Raw genomic sequence first — 16,398 nt, forward strand, 5'->3', positions numbered from 1 at the left:
CATGAATAACCAACTAATTTTCGCAACATTAGGTCCTGCTGGCACTTGCCATGAGCTTGCAACTGAAGCTTACATTGAGTTTCAGGAAGTGCCTAATGCCAAAGTTGAACTATTTGACGATCTTTTACAAGCACTGGAGCTACTACATGATGGTAAAGTTGACTTTATCATCCAAAACTCTGCTCATCCTAAAGTTTATGAATTAACAGAAAAATACTTTCGAGAAGTATTCGTGATTGATAGCTTTTTATGTCCAACTCGTGCTATGGGAGTACTGACACGTCGTGATGTAAAACATCCTCGTAGTTTAGGACTAATGCCTGCTACGCGGGCTTATGTCAATACAGAACGTTGGGATACCTTTACCTATGAGACAGCAAAGCCCGTGGTGGGACAAAACTTGCTGGTGGGTAAGTATGATAGCGGGATCGCAGCTTTGCGCTTTGCTGAAGAAAATCCTGATGTATTAGTAGTTGATGAAGTTATTGGCTCTATCCAAACGGCTTGGCTTGTATATGGCCGCCAGCAAAATAGGCAGCAGGGAGTGATTGGGATCAAAAATCCCAAATTTTTCCAATCAGAACTTTTTCATGCATAGGTAATCATATTAAAAAATGTCAGTATTTTTCCCAGAACCTCAAACGATAAAGATTCGCCCAGACTTAGAATTGACTCTTTTCCAGTGTCAAGAAATAGTCATTCAATTAGCTAATATCTCGCCAGGAGCAATTTTTGAGCCTCATCAACATCCTGAAAGTCAAATGGGTATGATTTTTAATGGTTGTGTGGAAATCAATGTCGATGGTAAGAAAGCAATTTTAGAGCCATTTCAGCAAGTGTATGTAGCGGCAGCTAATATTCCTCATGGTTCTGTAATTCTTTCGCAAGAAACCATTCTAGGAGTTGAGATAAAGTATCTAATAAAATCTCAATTAAATGAACATATTGATGAACCTATCCTCAACTTAGAGCCGACGATAGATAAAACTACAGGGTTTCCTTGTAAATTCGGTGCTTGTTCATGGTTTCAGATAGTGATTCTGGAAATTCCTCCAAATGAGAAATTGCCCAGATGTACAAGTAGCACAGAGGAAATTGGTATTATTCTCAATGAGCAAATAATGATGAAAGTAGGTGAGGAAGAAAAACTTCTAGAGTATGGTACTATTTATCATGCTCCTGCAGGCGTTTCTCATAGTGGGTATAACACTTCAGATCAAAGCATTTCTTTAATTAAAGTTTCGCTGCCATCTTATGCCCATTCGGTTGCTTGAAGAGGGTAAGAGGCTGTCTCTAAAGAGATGTAAAGTGGAAAAAATTAGGCGATCGCTTAATTTGATGATCAGTAACAAGTAATTAGTGAAAATGGTAGTGGAAACCATGAGCGGATTAGAAGGTTTTAGACAAGAAATTGATGCCGTGGATTCTCAGATTGTTGAGGCATTAGCCAAGCGATTTGAAATTTGTAAACGGGTGGCTAACTTTAAGAAGCAACAAGGCATTCCCATGATGCAACCGGATCGAGTGGAAGCAGTGAAACAACGTCGTCGGGAACTGGGGATGCAGCATGGCCTAGATGGAGAGTTTATGGTTGCAGTGTACAGCCTCATCATTCAGGAAACCTGCCGTATGGAAGATGAGATTATAGAAGCGCAACCTCAACACCACTAATTTTTCAGCAAAACCCATGAGTATAGTATCTACGTTAATTTAGACCAGCCGATCGTTAAGTATAATTTTTCACAACTAATTGAGGATTGCTATATGGCTTTAGAATTTTGCTCTTGGACTTACCTCAATGGACGTATCGTGCCAACTGAGCTTGCATGTTTGCCAGCAGATAACCATGCTGTCAATTTCGGAACTGCTGCCTTTGAAGCATTTCGAGTTTACTCCACTTCCAATGGCTCAAAGATATTGGGATTAGATTTACATCTCAACCGATTAAGATTGTCAATGTTATCTTTGGGACTATCCCCTAGAGAACCCGAAGAAATTACCAAAGCGTTATGGCAAACCATAAATCAGAACAATTTACAACAGGGATATGTGCGTTTGCTAGTGTATCCAAACGGAAATTGTTTAGCGTTAGATCCTTCCCCATTCCCTTCGGCTGCACTGGTTATGGCTTGGCGCTCTGACAGTTCAGGATTTTTACCACCACTGACTTTAGGGATTAGTCATATCCGTCGTCCCTCAGCCGGTTCTACGCTGTCTAGGGCTAAAATTAGTGGCTTTTACGCTGTCGAAGCTGCTGCCGATCGCAATGCCAAACAACAAGGATTTGACGGTAATCTCATGTTAAATCCAGATGGAACCGTCTGCGAGATGACAGGAGCAAATATTTTTATCGTCAAAGACTCTATTTTGTATACTCCTATTCTTCCTCAGAGTATTGATGGAGTCACAAGACGGTTGGTGATTGAGTTTGCGAATACGTTGAGTATCCCTGTAAAAGAAGTACCCCTGCCTCTGGGAGACTTAATGGTAGCTGATGAAATATTTGTGACTGGAACATATCACCAGATTCGTCCTGTAGCGGCGGTGGGTGGACAGGTTCTCAGTAGCCAATTTCCGGGGCCTATCACCCAACTGCTTCAAGAGCGTTTCCAAAAAATGCTTGACAACCCAGAAGATGAAATCGCATCTCGTTGGCTGACAGGTTCGGTTTTAGAAAAATCTACGCCCAAGCCTGTTGCTCGACAAGCATACCAGATTCGTTCTGCTGAGTTAACTGACATTCCCGGCATAATTGCAGGCATCAGTTCTTTGTTAGCAGAAATAAGAGGTATTCCAGAATTTCAACTTCCTGCCGCGGCAGCAGATGTTTGTCAGCGTTTGATTGAAGGAAAATATCCTGGTGCTATTTTTGTGACAAATCCACAAGGGGACAATCATTCTATTCTCGGTTTGATTACTTTAAGTGTGCAAGAAACGATTCATGTGGCGAGTTCCTATATACTAATTCAGGAATTATGGGTTCATCCAGACCATCGAAGTCAAAATATAGGTGACAAGCTCATTCAAGCTGTTGAATCCTACAGTCGTCAACAAGGACTTTCTCGGATAGAAGTTTGTTTACCAACCCATGAATTCCCTAGCTTTTCTAACACTTACCATTTTTATCAAAAGAGCAACTTTCATGATTTTGGCCCGCGGATGCGGAAGATGCTGGAATAGGCTATTTGTGATGATAATTTAACCCGTGAAGGTTAATTAAAGTAGTAAGGAACGACATGACAACTACAAATATACGTCTGTAGAAGGTGATTGCATGAGTCATTTTTCCCTAGAGGTGAGCTTGCAAAGAGAAATGCAAGGAGCATCTCCAATCATTGTTACTTCTGAGGGGAATACAGCTGGCAGAGAAATTGAAGAACGCAGCCAGTGTATTATGAAAGGTCTAAAGAGACTTCCTCAATCTCATTTTTCAACAGCAGAGGTTAGCGATCGCTACCTTGATAGCATTCTCCAACAAATTCATCATCAGGATTATCTTGCATTTTTAGCTCATTGGAATCGAGCGTTAGTAGGAGAGCAGCTACTGTTTGAGTATCCTTATGTTGACCAGGGAATTCAGCCAGATACTCCTCTATTTGAGGGAGTCTACGACTTGTCTCGCGAAGGGGCTAGAACTGCAATTTCAGCAGCACAGCAAGTTGTCAATGGCGCTTCCTTGTCCTATGCTTTGTGCAGACCTCCCGGACACCATGCTGGTTCTGCCTGGTTAGGAGGATATTGTTTTTTGAATAATGCAGTTGCTGCTGTAGTTACTCTTCTGGAATCTGGGATCAGACCAGTAGGACTGATCGATATTGACTTTCATTTTGGCAATGGTTCTGCTGCTTTATTAGCATCACGACCAGATGTTTGGTTTGGTTCTATTCACAGTTCCACAATCGTTAGTTATCCTTACAAAGAAGTTCAACCTGCTAGCGATCGACAAACTTTCACTTCTTTTTCCCATCCACCTAGTTCAGAAGAATTTTTAACTGAAGTTGAGCGGCTAGTTAAAAAGTCATTAGATTTTGGTTGCGTGGCTATGGTTGTTTCTGTTGGCTATGACATTATTATCAATGATCCTCATGGAGGTTGGCATCTGCCACCTTCTATTTTTGAGGAAATTGGTCAAATTCTTGCCCAAGCATCTATGCCACTTTGTTTAGTGCAAGAGGGAGGCTATCTGTTAAATGCTTTAGAAGAATGTGCCTATAAATTTGGGTCAGGATTGTTAGGGTGTGAGCAAAAGTAAGCGCTAATAACAAAGAAAATAATAGGTCATTGTTCATTAGGAAAGGCATTGGAAGACAGATAATACCTATCTTGTCTTGATAATGTAAGGTTAAAGTACATTAAGTGGTGGTGGGAAATCATTTCTAGTATTTATCTGATAGTGAGTTTGCACTCAGAGCAAATGTTTGTTTCCCCACCACTGCATTGTGTTTTTTGAATAAGCTTTGACTACACATTTATCAAAAATTACGTTGTTTAGTATTATGAAATTTCCTACATTTAAACTTGAAGACTATTTTTCTCACTCAGAGTTTAAAGCTTCTTATCTTATGGGTTCTAGCGATGCTGAAAGTTTTTCTTTACAAGAAATTTTAGCATTGGCTGATGATGAAACAAGGAGTATATGGGAAACATTGCGATTAGGGTATACTGAAGTTCAAGGTAGTCCTCTTTTAAGAAATGAGATTGCACACCTCTACCCGGGGTTACAGGCAGATAATATATTGTGCTTTGCAGGTGGAGAAGAAGCGATATTTTGTACCTTTTTGTCAGTACTTAATAAAGAAACCCATGCTATAGTTGTTACTCCTTGCTATCAATCCCTCCATACATTAGCTCTATCATTTGCAGGAAGCGTTACGACAATTGCACTTGACGAAGCTCAAGGCTGGAAGCTCGACCTTGATAAAGTCAAAGATGCAATTAGACCAAACACAACACTAATAATTTTCAACTTTCCAAACAATCCTACTGGAGCATTACTTAATAAAGATGAAGTCAAAAATTTGATCGATATTACATCAAGTCATGATATATACATTTTTTCTGATGAGGTATATCGATTGTTGGGAAGGTCTTCTTTGACCTGGGATGCTCCTGTTGCTTCTTTATATCCAAAAGCAATTAGTTTAAGTGTTATGAGTAAAGCCTTTGGTATGGCTGGACTTCGCATAGGCTGGATAGCAACACAGAACAAGGAACTACTCAAGTCAATTGAGTTTACAAAGCACTATACAAGCATTTGTAATAGTGGGCTTTCAGAAGTGGTTTCTCTCATCGCACTTCGTGCAAAAGATATAGTCCTCAAAAGGAATTGTGAAATTATTGACAATAATCTATCCATTCTCGATAATTTTTTCGGTGACAATTACACTCGCTTTTCTTGGGTACGTCCTTCTGGTGGATGCGTAGGATTAGTTACTTTTAATATAGCAACACCAATAGACATATTTGCTCAAGAGTTGCTAGATAACACAGGTGTTCTTATTATTCCAGGTTCTATTTTTGATATAGAAGGCAATACATTTCGGATTGGGTTTGGAAGAAAAAATTTCCCTGAAGCCTTAGAAAGATTTGAAACATATGTGAACAGATATGCAAAGGAGAGTAGTTACTCTTAAGGAAACGCAATGAATACACAAATTTCGCTCACATTTCACAATTATTTGTTTGGCATCCGGGAAATGTCTTTCTGGACGGTGGCGAGGGTTTTTTTAGATCGAAAAGGGTGAGGCTGTAGAGTTAAGGGGTAGTTGTTCCAGCAATTCCAAATTCAAATTTTGACAACGGGTACAGTTTCAGTAGACCGAAAACTTTTGCGATGCCTGCGGCGGGCGTAGCCATCGCGCACAGAAAGATACCTATAGTATTGATCATTGCCAAAAAAACCGTATTCTTAGATACACTTTCTGGAAAAACCCTTGAGCGAGTCTAAATAAGTAAAACTAATGAATCACCTCAAAAGTTAAGGGTAACGTGCCCATCAAAACATAGTTCTGGTGTTGTGTTACGCAATTTTTGTAAAGTATGGAGGTAAAGAAGCAAAATTGAGGATTATTTAGTTTGGCTATGACTACAACTACCCCAGTTCTAACTGATAGTAAAACGTTGAACGAAGTAGTTAACTGTTTAACAGAAAATATTCCAATTCAGACTCAAGGTAAGTGTGAACAGAAGAATATCTTTGAAATTTTAATTCGAGCAGCAACTCAGAAAGATAGTATTGAAAACACAACCAAAGTCTTAAAAAATGTTCCGACAAGCAACGATATTCGTTACCATTTAGAGAAATATTCAGACCTAAAATCTCTAGAATCAGACTTAAATACAGCACTTCAAAGCCGCTTACCAGATGGAATCCGAGAAGGTCAACAAAAAATTGCCATCGATTTTAACTTGATTCCTTATTATGGTGAGCCATCACCATCAGAAGCACCATATATTTATCGAAGTCAAGCTAAAAGTGGTACTTGTTCTTTCTATGCCTACGCTACTGTCTATGTAATTAAGAAGAATAAGCGAGTCACTTTAGCCATAAAAGCTGTTCAACAACAAGACACATTAGTTGCAATTATTACTTATCTTTTAGCACTAATTGAGCCTTTGACATTAAAAATTGAGCGATTACTTTTAGATAGAGAGTTCTTCTGTGTGCCTGTGATTCGTTGGTTGCAAGCTTTGGAGATCCCCTTTGAAATGCCAGTAATTATTCGAGGCAAACATGGCGGAACTAGACAATTGATTAGAGGTCGGCGTAGTTACAAGACTAGTTATACTTTAAACAGCGATAAGTATGGCTCAGTCACTTTTAATGTGTGGATAGTTTGTACATATAAAAAAGGAAAAAGAAGAGAAAATGGAAGGGAATTTTTTATTTACGCTGTTTATAAAGTTAATCTGTCATTACATTCAATACATGATGACTACCGTCTTCGTTTTGGGATTGAAAGTAGCTATCGTATGAAAAATCAATGCCGGATTAAAACAACCATTAAAAATCCTACCATTCGGCTTCTATTTGTAGCTTTATCATTTTTAATTATTAATATTTGGATTTATCTAATATGGCATTATCTTAGCCGTTTAAAGAGAAGCAGACGGCAGGTTTTTCCTCATCTATTTACCCTCAAACAAATGCTGGAATTTTTACGTCAAACAGTAGACCGCAACTATGGGGTAGCCTGCGAAATTTGTTTACCATCTGGGTGACTTTGGTTGATTCTTCTCGCTAGTCAATAAGCCCATCTTATCATTTATCGCTACGGAGCAGCTTTTTTCCATTCTTCTAAAAATGGTATCATACACTACTATTTTTTAGCGATCGCAGAACTTTTCGGTCTACTGAAATTAGCTCCGATAGTAAGAGGCTGGAGAAATTACCACAAGTTCTGTAAGATGAACGGCTCAAAGCATTCGCTTTGGTTCATGCACCACAGAGCCTACACGGTATTTAACAAGGAAGCAAAACAGAATCGCCATTCGAGCGAAAAGCTCATAAAGAAAGCATTCCCAACGGTTCCCTACTCCGAAAATAAACACATTTCTGTCAAGGGAACAAAATCACCTTACGACGGAGATATAGCCTACTGGAGCGAACGTAATAGTAAGCTCTACGAGGGCGAAACCTCTAAGGCTCTTAAAAAGCAAAACCATAGATGTGCTTCCTGCGGCTTAAAATTTATCGATGAGGAAAGGGTTCACCTGCATCACATCGACGGAAATCACGCCAACTGGAAGAAAAATAATCTTGAAGCAATTCATGAGAGTTGCCACGATTACAAACACATGAGCAAAAGCGCAAGCTGAGAACATCGGGAGCCGTGTACACGGAAACGGGTACGCACGGATCTAACTGAGAGGTGCGGGAGATAATACTCCCCATCGACTCAACCAAGATGAAGGAGTCCAAGCCAGATGTAGGGGTTGCTGTAGCGGAAGCAGGCGCAAGTTCATAGATGCGTGTCTGCGTTCACGAGAAAATTGTTACAAGAGCCAATGCCTCATGGCTCTTGTAGAGCCAGTTTCAATTGCCGATTACACGTTTGACTAAATTTGTGGAATTCTTTAGTCTGTGGGCTGATCCGAACCTTATTCTGCCTAGTCTAGAAGAAAGAAAAAGGTAAGAAATGCCTAAAGTGTCAAAGTGTAAAGTATTGTTGCACAAACGTTTCTTTTAGGTGCGACCTTGCAATACTTTTACTCGGTTGTACCAGTCGCAATTGGGGAGTCAAACCAATGCTACCTAACAAGGTAACAAGGTAACTTAGTACTGGTTCGCTAGTATTGCGCCTTTAAGCTTGGATGTAAAATTTATAAATTTTGTCAAAGTAGATTTTAGAAATCAAAAACATCCTTCATACTTTAAAACAGTAATCCTACGTAAAATTTGAGGAAGGGATGCCAATGACATCTCTATTACAGCGACTAAGTGCAGAACGAAATCGCAAATTCGTGGGACGTGAGCGGGAACTGGAGCTATTTCTTGATGCGATCGCATCAAGAGAATTACCTTTTCACATTTTGCACGTCTTTGGCGCTGGCGGTGTGGGCAAGACAACCCTCATGCAGCAGTTTTTGCGGTTTTGTGAACGGTCAAAAATATCAACTATCTACGTAGAAGGACGTAATATAGAAGCTGCGCCCGAATCTTTTGTTAGCACGTTGCGTTCGTTGATGGGATTGAATGAATCAGATTCTCCTTTGCATGTGCTAGCCCAAAGACAAGAACGTAATGTAATTTTAATTGATACTTATGAAGCTATTACCCAGCTAGATGAATGGTTGCGGGAAGGATTCTTACCCCATTTGTCTATTAATACCTTAATTGTGATTGCTGGACGCAATCCCCCCTCATCTAGTTGGTGTAGCGATCCAGGTTGGCAAGCTTTAATGCACACGTTGCCCCTACGCAACCTGACCCCAGAAGAAAGTCAAACTTATCTCACCACACGAGATATTCCCACCACACAACACCAGGCGATTCTAGATTTTACCCACGGACATCCTCTAGCATTATCTTTGGTTGCTGAGGTATTTGCTCAGGGAAAAGAAATCTCTTTTCAAGCAGAATCTGCTCCCAATGTTGTTAAAACACTGTTGTCAAGATTCATCAAAGAAGTACCAACGCCCCAACACCGTATAGCTTTAGAAGCTTGTGCGGTGATCCGGCTGACTACTGAAGCCGCACTAAATCAAATATTGGCTGTGCCTCAAAATACTTTAGCTAGTGAGGCTCACTCTTTAGGGGAAATACTTGATGTTCACGATTTATTTGAGTGGTTGCGCGGACTGTCGTTTATCGAATCAGGGCAATTGGGTTTATTTCCCCACGATTTAGCACGCGAAGTTTTAATTGCTGACTTGCGTTGGCGTAATTCGGAATTTTACACGGAATTACACCACCGAGCGCGTCAATATTATACTAAACGACTAGGACAAACCCAAGGGCAAGAAAAGCATCGAGTGCTACTTGATTATATTTTTTTGCATCGGGATAACTCGGCGATTCGATCCTGTTTTACCTGGGGTGAGCAAAGTAGTTTATTGACAGACTCACTACGGGAAACTGACAAAACTGCACTGCTGGGGATGGTGGCAGAATACGAAGGCGAAGAATCAGCAAAAATAGCAGATCGCTGGTTGAACCGCCAACCGCAGAATGTAGTAGTATTTCGTGACTTGCACTCTAAACCTGCGGGATTTGCCATGATGGTGGCATTGCACACAGCAACTGTTGAAGACTTGAGTGCAGATCCCGGCGCTCTTGCATCTTGGCAATATCTCCAAACCCATGCACCATTACGCCCTAGCGAAGGCGCAACTATTTTCCGCTTCTGGATGGCGCGGGACACCTATCAAGCTGTTTCCCCCACCCAAAGTCTAATTTTCATTAATTTTGTGCAGTATTTTCAGAAAACACCGGGGTTAGCATACACCTTCCTACCTTGTGCCCAAGCAGATAGTTGGACAGCAATGTTGAACTACTTCGACTTAACACGACTTTCTGAAACCGATTTTACAGTTGAGGGAAGACACTATGGTGTTTATGGGCATGACTGGCGAATTGTATCACCTGCCGCATGGAAGGAAATTTTGGCACGAAAAGAGGTTACAACTGCCGGAGAATCTGTAGATAATACTCCAGTCGGTGAACCTCTGTTAGTTCTTAGTCAGCCAGAATTTGTGGAGGCGGTACAGAATGCGTTACGTAACTTTAGTTGTCCCGATGTATTACAGAATAATCCCTTAATGCGATCGCGAAGCGTCCATGAAATGCTTTCTGGCTTAGTTAAGGAACAAGTTGCCACAAAATCAAGTGTGGACGAGAATCCTTTGGACACATTAGGCGAACGCGTTAATGCTTTACAAAATCTGGTGAAACAAGCGGTTGAATATTTACAATCATCACCGCGTGATGAAAAACTCTACCGCGCTGTTTATCGAACTTATTTAAATCCTGCCCCCACCCAAGAACAAGCAGCTGAGTTACTAGATTTGCCTTTCAGTACCTATCGCCGCCATCTTAAAGCTGGGATGACGAGAGTTGCAGATATTTTATGGCAAAGAGAAATTAGCTAATCAGCTAAAATTACGAATCTTAGTGCGAAATGATTTTATTAGGGATAATATCACAGACTTAGATTGAGCCAAAAAAGTGTTTCAGCCTGTGACAAGCTAAATTCAAAATAGCCTATTATGCACAAAGCAGTTATTAAAGAGATGAAGACAAATCGTTTCATATTTTCCTCAAAATAACATTGACTGACAAACTTATCACATACAATTAGCAATGAATTAAATGTCCAGTGACTATCTTTGACTATTGTCAGTTTTGGAAGTTTATATTAAGTCCTTAACGGGCGATCGCCCGTTAAGTGATAAATCTAGAGTGATTCATTAAGAACTTAGTTGACAGATTTTAGCTTTCTCAGTTTGCGCTTTAGTATGAAGCTGCTACCAAAAATACCAAAGGCTATTGTGCTGGCGATTGAAGAAGGTTCTGGGACATTTACCGCACTGCTACCGAGTGTAATATTGCCAGGCCCTGTGATGGTATTGGTAAAAGTACCAAAACTGTTATTGCTATTGTCAAATCCAGTAGTAACTAAAAAGTATTGATTATTAGCAGTTAAGCTCAAGCCACTAAAACCAGATGTGCCTTCATCTGGAAAAGGATCATTTCCATTGAGTAAATTAACTAATGGGGTAGCTGAGTTAAAGCTGTTCTGGTACAAGAATTGGATGCCCTGGAAATCTTGAGAACCTACAACATTATATGAGCCTGTAGTATTAACAGAGAAAGGCTGACTGTAATAAGGGACGGCAGTACCATTACTAGAAAGTGACGTGGGTGGGTTAGTACCACCTTCAAAGCCTTCCGTTTCTGGGCGGTTAAAAGTTGGTGCGTTTGTTGTGTTACCTGAATATGAAATGGTGGATGCTTGAGATGGGAGGATAATACTTACAGATAGAGCGATGGCTACGCCCAAAGCAGGCATCGCAGCAGAAGCAATAGGGATTGAACGTCTTAGCGATTCTTGCCAAAAATTAAATGAACACTTACTCAAACTCTTAAGATTGGCTGTTTGTGAAAGCTTGGTAGAGTGATGAGATAGATTGTTTTCTGAGACGATGGATTCTTTAATTGCTTCTGACATATAGTTGTTCAAGGTTATTTTTACAAAACTGAGTGATGTTTGTCTGAACACTTTCATTTAGTTCCACGGATGAGCGAGTAAAGCCTGTGAAGTAATGCCTAAGCCAATTATGGTGATACATAAGGCGCTTGCCACAGGTAACATTTTTATCCTGGGTATTTGGAATGACAAATGTTCAAATCGATCTTTGGCATAAACCAGTATTAAGCCAATTCCAGTTAGTACTGCTGCTAGACCTAAGCTAAAGGCAGATACTAGCGCTAATCCAAAGCCAACTCGCCCCATTGCGATCGCACTCAGCAACACTACTAAGGCTGAAGGACAAGGTAACAAGCCACCGGAAATTCCCAGAGCTAATAGGCTAGACCACTTCATGGAACTTATATCACCATGAGGCGGTAGATGCGAATGCTCATGGTTGTGGTGATGGTGATAGCGAAGCGGTAGCGAGTCAGACGCTCCTAACGTCGCTAACGCTTCGCTATCGAGCGTCTGGTGATGATGCAAGCCGTGGCTGTGTTGATGACTATGTACATGGTCATGTGAATGAGAAACCTGAGTCCCTTGCAATCGACTGATAAACAAATTCAGACCAATTACAGTTACCAGTACACCAGAGAGTACGCTTAACCAAGGGTACAATTGCTCTGTCAAGATAAACTGGGATGTGCCAAGAGTGACCAGTCCTAGCGCAAATATGCCAGCAGTATGGGTAATCGTCATAATTAGCCCCAGGAATAGGGCGTGTTGGGCATTACTACGGGAACCCACCAAATAAGCACCGACTATCGTTTTTCCATGACCAGGGGAGAGGGCGTGTAAACCACCCCATAAAAAGGCGATCGCTAGAGCTATTAGGATAGTCAGGAAACTATGATTTTCCTCGGTAATTAGGCTAGTAAATACATCGTTGCTTCTTCCTGTCAAAGCATTATCTAAACGGCTGGATGATTTAACAGACATTGGAGGCGCTTGTTCGCTCAATGTCAGAGACGAATTGAGTTTAAAAGAAATCCGACGTTGGTCGAGAGGACTGCTGAGTAATTCAGTGGGGTAATCTCTCAAACGGTTGGTAATACTCAAAGATGTGAAATCACCTTGAATGAGAACGCCATTTGCAGCCACAGTAATCTCACGCCAGCCCAAACGCTGTGGATAAAACTGATCTTCAAACTCGATTAACTGATTCGCGCCTAATAACTCCGTTGACCCCTGAAAATTACAACTCAGCCGCAGTGTAGATAATCCTCCGACACCTGGAGGAAATTCGACTGTTGATTTGCTCAAAGACAGTGCTAAAGGCTGTTTATCGATCAACAGTTCCAGATGTGAGTTGACTTCCTGGCATTTTTGATTAGGGTATTGAACCGTCTCTACAGGTTCAGCTTTGCGATCGCGATTAGTATCTAAGTGATTAATTTCCTGAAAAGCCGGAATCTCTGCCATGTCTAGAACATAATCAATCCCCACCCCATCGGTTGCTACCTGCACTCCTGCATAGTGATTGATGGTAAAATTGCCTAAAGGATGGGCATCCGCCTCCGGCATCCAAAATAAACATATTACGATGATTGCAGTATTCCAAGCCAAGTAATGTAGCAGCTTTTTCATAAAGAACTCCCTATAGCGTTAGGAGTAGGAAAAGAGACAGAGGGTACTAAGTTAGCCAAGACTTGACGAGCTTCATCAGCATACTTGTGATGAAATTGAGGATTGAGGCTAACAGCTTGAGTTAATCGCTTTATTGCTTCCTGACGCTTACCTGAGTGAAACGCAATCATGCCAGCATGAAATTGCAGCAAAGCATCTTCTGTTCCAAAGCGAGTTGCCCGTTGTGCTGCCCTTTGCGCTTCTTGCCATTGCCCATTAGCCGCAGCTGCCCAAGCCAACGTATCCTCTGCATATACATCGTCTCGCACTGCTACTTCAGCACGGGCAATTTTTAGCGCCTCTGGTAAGTGGATTCCATGTTCAGTGTAGTAGACAGCCATTGCGCGATCGTAGATTCCTTTAACCTTGCTCAGGTAAGCTACTACGCCGATCAAATCCTCAGTTTCAGCTGCGCCTTTTTGGTCGAGAAGAGCTATTTGAGCATCAGCCTTATACCCCAGCGTTTCTACCAACGGCATCAGTTCTATACCCTGATTGGCAATATTTAGAACATCCTGCCATCGATGCTGTGCCGCATAGAGGCGGGCTAGTCCTGTAAAAGCAGCTATATGCCGGGGAAACAGGTCAAAAGCTTCCCGATATCGCTGCTCAGACAGGGCAAAATCGCCGGCTGCAAAAGCCAGATCCCCAGTCCGCACATGAAACCAAGCACGAGTTTCTGCGCTCGTCGTGTAGAAAGAGTCCATCTCCTGCATAGCCTCATCTAGCAGTTGCCGTGCCGAGGCGAGATTGCCAGTTAACTCTAAGTAACGAGCTAAAACTGCGTTATGACCAGAGTTCGATTCCTCCTGTGCAAGGTTTTGCAAGAGTTGATGAGTTGTTTCATAGTCACCCAACTCCATCTGAATGGATGCCCTAAGCGAGACAATATTGGGATTATCAACAGATGAATTATTTAATACATCTAAAGCTGACCGAAACTGATGTTGAGATAGTAAAGCTGATGCTAGGAGCATGGAAGAAACGTCATTATGGCGCGGCTGTATTGCCAGGGATCTACGTGCCGCTTGTTCTGCTCGTAACACATCGTCTATATCTCCAATTTCTCGAAAGCGCCTCAAATATTGATCGGCTAACAGACGTAAAAATATTGAGGAATCGGGAGATTGGGCAACTTTCTCCTCATAGACGCTGATAATATGCGATCGCTGTAAATAATCGGGGAAAACTAAATCTGACTGCTTTCCTGGTAATATCTGCCTAGAATTAACAGTCAGCAGTTGCACAGCAGAGGAATATGTGTCTAACTTACCATCGGTGTAGCCTAAACTTAGCGCTTGTGTATCACAGGGTCTTAGTAAAACCAGTAGGCTAGTCAGCACTAACACCCATAGTATTTGTAGATGCATAAACCTTACAAAGGATTACCTAAATAAGGGAACTCAGAAAGAAAGTTAGCATTATTAGGCGCAACATTATCGCTAGTCAGCCCCGGAATTTGGCCTGTAGAAATGCCTGTAACTGCATTACCAAAGACAACAGATGCAGTCACATCAATTACGTCATCTTTTGGTCTTCTACCACCAAAATTTTTGCCTAACTGAGTCCCAAAATAACTACCGCTAGGTTTAGAAAGGTCGGCTTGGATCACATCAGGAATCGCCACTGAGATCACTGCATCGGCTATACCTTGAGGTCTACCGATCGCTTTGACAAAGGCTTGAATGAATTGGGATTGATTGCTAGCGTCTTTAGTTGGTGTCTGAAGATTACTATTATTATGAGCCTTAAAGTCCATAAAAAGTTCATTCAGGGCTGGAACTGCTAACCGCTCAATCTGAGCAAAATTCCCGTTTGTGAGTCTAGGAGTTTTAACACTAGTTGTCATCCAAGCACCAATCTTGCCTTTACCAAGCAGTTTCCTGGGTAGCTCGACAATAATTGAGTGGACATTGAATGGGGCCAGAGTGTCTTTTGCTTGTCCAGGTGGTCTAAAGGAAAGAACTTGGAAGGGAGGACTGGGATTAGGCTGAAGGCTATAGTTCCGATCCGGGATGATTTTAAAGAACTGTTCCAAATCGAAAAAGAACGGGTCTTTGCGTGTGCCAACAAAGAACTTCATGCCGTTATATGCAGAGAATGTTTGGTTGAGTTGCCCTGTCCAACTTACTGGAAGCAAAGCTGACTCTGTTCCTACTGTGGTTGGACGACTTGGGCCGCGGACTGTAACAGTTTGCTTATCGTCTTTGCCATTTACATTGAATTGAAGTACCACATCTTCAATACTGTCGCCAGTGTTATCAATCTTGAACTGATAAAGAACATTTGGATCGAATGGTCTCATTTCACCAGAAACAATGAGAGGGTCGAAATCCATGACTAAGACAACATTTTTGGGGTCTGTGGGACTCTCAAACACAAACAAATCTGTGAGATCCGCAGCAGTCAGCTTAGTGGCTAAAAAAGTTGTGTCTTGGTGGTCTGAAGCCAAAGCTTTAGGGGTTGCATAGATTAGGACTACGAGCAAAATAGCGACAAATGCCACTATGGGACGAAAAAAACGAGTAGCTTTAGTCCAATATAGCGATCGCTTGATGGAAAGAAATACCATATTTTGGACTGCTTTCTCTATGAGTAACCTGCCTTCAGTTGCTATAAAAGAGGTGATACTCCGAGCATTTATTCTCATAGTTGCCCTTCTTGAGGTGTTTAGCCCCTACTGTTGGTGTGGAAATAGCAAGTTTATTTGGATTTCAAAAAAGACTGCGGATATTACCGAAGCGCTTCACAGCTTATTTGCTCTTAGTACTCACTTTCCAGACTAAAACTTGCTCATTTATTGCTCACTTTTATAATTTCCAGATTTCGTAATGTTTAGATTACGGTTATAATACATTTTTCTGGATTCCAGGTATGTTGTTCGACCCGCCGCTATTTAGTAGAGGCAGTGCTTCGTAGATTTTCATATCTGAAGTCTGTTTCTTTTCAACTCAGTGTTGCTGAGTCTTTTCTTACTGCCTAGTCTAGTTCCCGGTGCGAAACTCAGAAGGCTCATTCTATAAAGCCTAAAAACCAAGGTTTTAGTTCCTGGAAACATCTTAAATCCGTATCCTTATTT

Annotated in this window: 12 protein-coding genes and 1 pseudogene; 9 read left to right on the top strand and 4 right to left on the bottom strand. The window is 41.4% G+C overall.

The features are described from left to right. Position 1: 1 nt before the first annotated feature. The 9 genes and pseudogenes from ACYTXL_RS30970 (at position 2) to ACYTXL_RS31010 (ending at position 10,590) form a co-directional block, all read left to right on the top strand. Positions 2–598 (top strand): hypothetical protein, encoded by a 597-nt coding sequence (locus ACYTXL_RS30970; protein ID WP_461927968.1) that lies wholly within the window; start codon positions 2–4, stop codon positions 596–598. Between the two features lie 16 nt (positions 599–614). After that, complete coding sequence (locus ACYTXL_RS30975; protein WP_461927969.1) at positions 615–1,274, top strand: cupin domain-containing protein; 660 nt, start codon at positions 615–617, stop codon at positions 1,272–1,274. Positions 1,275–1,380: 106 nt separating this feature from the next. Then, positions 1,381–1,671, top strand: coding sequence for a chorismate mutase (locus ACYTXL_RS30980; protein WP_334875982.1), 291 nt, complete (start codon positions 1,381–1,383; stop codon positions 1,669–1,671). A 93-nt stretch (positions 1,672–1,764) separates the two neighbouring features. Next, the gene (locus ACYTXL_RS30985) at positions 1,765–3,180 is read left to right on the top strand and encodes a GNAT family N-acetyltransferase (protein ID WP_461927970.1); all 1,416 of its coding nucleotides are present in this window, start codon (positions 1,765–1,767) and stop codon (positions 3,178–3,180) included. 94 nt (positions 3,181–3,274) lie between these two features. Next, positions 3,275–4,252 carry an arginase family protein gene (locus tag ACYTXL_RS30990; protein ID WP_461927971.1) on the top strand — a complete coding sequence of 326 codons (978 nt, stop codon included), beginning with the start codon at positions 3,275–3,277 and terminating at the stop codon, positions 4,250–4,252. A gap of 244 nt (positions 4,253–4,496) precedes the next feature. After that, positions 4,497–5,633: an aminotransferase class I/II-fold pyridoxal phosphate-dependent enzyme gene (locus tag ACYTXL_RS30995; protein ID WP_461927972.1), complete on the top strand. Its 1,137-nt coding sequence runs from the start codon at positions 4,497–4,499 to the stop codon at positions 5,631–5,633. A gap of 448 nt (positions 5,634–6,081) precedes the next feature. Continuing rightward, positions 6,082–7,221 (top strand): ISH3 family transposase, encoded by a 1,140-nt coding sequence (locus tag ACYTXL_RS31000; RefSeq protein ID WP_461927973.1) that lies wholly within the window; start codon positions 6,082–6,084, stop codon positions 7,219–7,221. A 135-nt stretch (positions 7,222–7,356) separates the two neighbouring features. Then, positions 7,357–7,818: pseudogene (locus ACYTXL_RS31005) on the top strand (HNH endonuclease); the annotation flags it as partial. Between the two features lie 597 nt (positions 7,819–8,415). Next, the gene (locus ACYTXL_RS31010; protein WP_461927974.1) at positions 8,416–10,590 is read left to right on the top strand and encodes an AAA family ATPase; all 2,175 of its coding nucleotides are present in this window, start codon (positions 8,416–8,418) and stop codon (positions 10,588–10,590) included. Positions 10,591–10,916: 326 nt separating this feature from the next. Here the strand turns inward: ACYTXL_RS31010 and ACYTXL_RS31015 are convergent, their stop codons facing one another. The 4 genes from ACYTXL_RS31015 to ACYTXL_RS31030 are packed head-to-tail and all read right to left on the bottom strand — an operon-like array spanning position 10,917 to position 15,969. Then, positions 10,917–11,669, bottom strand: a complete 753-nt coding sequence (locus ACYTXL_RS31015; RefSeq protein ID WP_461927975.1) for a hypothetical protein — start codon at positions 11,667–11,669, stop codon at positions 10,917–10,919. 57 nt (positions 11,670–11,726) lie between these two features. After that, positions 11,727–13,280 (bottom strand): nickel/cobalt transporter, encoded by a 1,554-nt coding sequence (locus ACYTXL_RS31020; RefSeq protein ID WP_461927976.1) that lies wholly within the window; start codon positions 13,278–13,280, stop codon positions 11,727–11,729. Next, complete coding sequence (locus tag ACYTXL_RS31025; protein ID WP_461927977.1) at positions 13,277–14,689, bottom strand: tetratricopeptide repeat protein; 1,413 nt, start codon at positions 14,687–14,689, stop codon at positions 13,277–13,279. Before ACYTXL_RS31025 ends, ACYTXL_RS31020 begins: the two co-directional genes overlap by 4 nt. Positions 14,690–14,694: 5 nt before the next feature. Beyond that, complete coding sequence (locus ACYTXL_RS31030; RefSeq protein ID WP_461927978.1) at positions 14,695–15,969, bottom strand: DUF4331 domain-containing protein; 1,275 nt, start codon at positions 15,967–15,969, stop codon at positions 14,695–14,697. Between the last annotated feature and the right edge of the window lie 429 nt (positions 15,970–16,398).

The organism is Nostoc sp. (assembly GCF_054880495.1).